1 protein-coding gene and 1 riboswitch are annotated in these 2670 nt (G+C 65.8%); the gene reads left to right on the top strand.

Features of this window, described 5'->3' with window-relative positions; translation table 11 throughout:
- Positions 1-109: 109 nt before the first annotated feature.
- Positions 110-280, top strand: a riboswitch (cobalamin riboswitch).
- Between the two features lie 117 nt (positions 281-397).
- Positions 398-2670 (top strand): 5-methyltetrahydropteroyltriglutamate--homocysteine S-methyltransferase (metE, locus tag ACTVJH_RS15705; RefSeq protein ID WP_455992810.1); only part of this gene is annotated, 2273 nt, incomplete at its 3' end.

Genomic DNA, 2670 nt, shown 5'->3' with positions numbered 1-2670 from the left:
TACGGCCGGCCCTCCCGAGCCGTTGCAGCACCGAGGCTCGCGATCCGGGCCTGCCCGCCATTGGCGCAGCCAACCCCAATGCGGAAAAAGCCTTGCCATTGGCGCTGGGATTAAATATCAATCAATCTTGATATACGGATTTGGCAAGAAACGGAAAGCGGTGAAAAGCCGCTGCGGACGCGCCGCTGTAACCGGCAAAACCCGTTGATGACCACCGGATCAGGGAAGGGATTCAACACCATGGGGCCGGGAGCCAGAAGACGTCTTGCCGGAGCGCGGACAGCCTCGCGAGCGGGCTGGTGTTGCAAGTACAAACGGACGGCGTCGCCGCTCCTGGTTCTTCCGCCGCTGCTTTCGGGGGCGCTCCCTGTCTTTCACCCATAACCATGGAGTAGACATGCACGCGCACATTTTGGGGTTTCCCCGCATGGGGATCGACCGGGAGCTCAAATGGGCCTTGGAAAAATTCTGGCGGGGCGAAACCGCGAAAGCGGAACTCGCCGCCACTGCCGACGCCCTCAGGGATCGGCACTGGGCCATCCAGGCCGACGCAGGGCTTGACCTCGTCCCTGTGGGCGACTTCTCCCTGTACGACCACGTCCTCGACACCGTGGCCATGCTGGGCGCGGTTCCGCCGCGTTTTGGCTGGCACGGTGTCAAGGAAGGTGGCGGGGAAGAAGGCGGGGAAGATGGCGGGGAAGATGGCGAGGTCGGTCTGGACACGTACTTTCACATGGCCCGGGGCGATGCCGACAGAGGCATCCCGGCCATGGAGATGACCAAGTGGTTTGACACCAACTACCACTACATCGTCCCGGAGCTGTCCCCGGACACCACCTTTGCCAAGACCGGCTCCGCCCTGCTCAAGGCCGTCCTGTCGGCCAGGGCGCAGGGGCTTTCGCCCAAGCCGGTCCTGGTCGGGCCGGTCACCTTCCTCCTGCTGGCCAAGGAAACCCGGGGCTGCGACCGCTGGGCGCACCTCGACGCGCTGGTCGCCGCCTATTGCGACATCCTCAGGGAACTCGACGGCCAGTGCGCCTGGATCCAGCTGGACGAGCCGGCCCTGTGCACCGACCTCGCGCAGGAGGCGGGACAGGCCTTCAGCCTGGCCTATGCCCGGATCCGGAAGGCGGTCCTGAGCTCCAGGCTGCTCCTGGCCACGTATTTCGGCGCCCTGGGAGACAACCTCGACCTGGCCCTGTCCCTGCCCGTGGACGGCCTGCACGTGGATCTCGTCCGGGCGCCCGGACAATTGCGCGATATCCTGGCCAAACTGCCCGGCCACTGCACCCTCTCCCTGGGCCTGGTGGATGGCCGCAACGTCTGGAAAACCGATTTGGAGACCGCGCTCCGCACGGTGAACGCGGTCTGCCAGCAGTTGAACCCCTCACGGGTCATGGTCGGATCGAGCTGCTCCCTGCTCCACTCCCCTGTGGACGTGACAGGCGAGACCGCCCTGGACCCGGAACTGAAGCGGTGGATGGCCTTTGCCGTGCAGAAATGCCAAGAGACCGCAGCCCTGCGGGAGGCCGCCACCGGAGCTGAAAAACCCGCTCTTTTCGCCGGCAACAAGGAGTCGCTGCATGCCAAGGGGGCCCACCGCGACGTGGTGGACCGGCAGGTCCGCGAGCGAGTCCTGTCCGTCACGCCGTCGATGTACGACCGGACCTCGCCCTTTGCGCAACGATCCGTCGGGCAACGGGCGCGGCTGCATCTCCCCCTGTTCCCGACCACGACCATCGGCTCCTATCCCCAGACCGCTGAAATCCGCAAGGCGCGGCAGCTGTTCAGGCAGGGCGGACTCGGCACGGCCGACTATGTCGGGATCATGAAACGCCACATCGCCGAGGCGGTCGCCCGCCAGGAGGAGCTGGGGCTTGACGTGCTGGTTCACGGCGAGCCGGAGCGCAACGACATGGTCGAGTACTTCGGCCAGCAGCTCAAGGGGTTCTGCTTCACGCAGAACGGATGGGTCCAGAGCTACGGCAGCCGGTGCGTCAAGCCGCCCATCATCCACGGCGATGTCTCCCGTCCGGAAAAGATGACCGTGGACTGGGCCTTGTACGCCCAGGGCCTGACGGAAAAGCCCATGAAGGGCATGCTCACCGGACCGGTGACCATCCTGTGCTGGAGCTTTGTGCGCAACGACCTGCCCCGCGACGAGGTCTGCCGCCAGATCGCCCTGGCCATCCGGGACGAAGCCCTTGACCTGGAAGCGGCAGGCATCCCCATCATCCAGATCGACGAGGCGGCCCTGCGCGAGGGCATGCCCATCAGACAGGCCGACCAGCAGGCGTATCTGCGCTGGGCCGTGGACTGCTTCAGGCTGGCCGCGGGCGGCGTCAGGGACGACACCCAGATCCACTCGCACATGTGCTACAGCGAGTTCAACGCCATCATGCAAGCCATCGCCGAGATGGACGCGGACGTCATCAGCATCGAGGCCAGCCGCAGCGGCATGGAGCTGCTCGACGCCTTCACCGCCTACGACTATCCTGCGGAGATCGGCCCCGGCGTGTACGACATCCACAGCCCGCGCGTGCCGGGCGAGGACGAGATATACTCGCTCCTGCGCAAGGCGCTCGAGGTCATCCCCGCCCACAGGCTCTGGGTCAACCCGGACTGCGGGCTCAAGACCCGGGCCTGGCTCGAGACCCTGGCCTCCCTCGA

It is taken from the genome of Desulfoplanes sp. PS50 (genome assembly GCF_053851535.1).
Note: the sequence above shows the minus strand (reverse complement) of the source record. Positions and strands in the feature narration are given on the sequence as shown.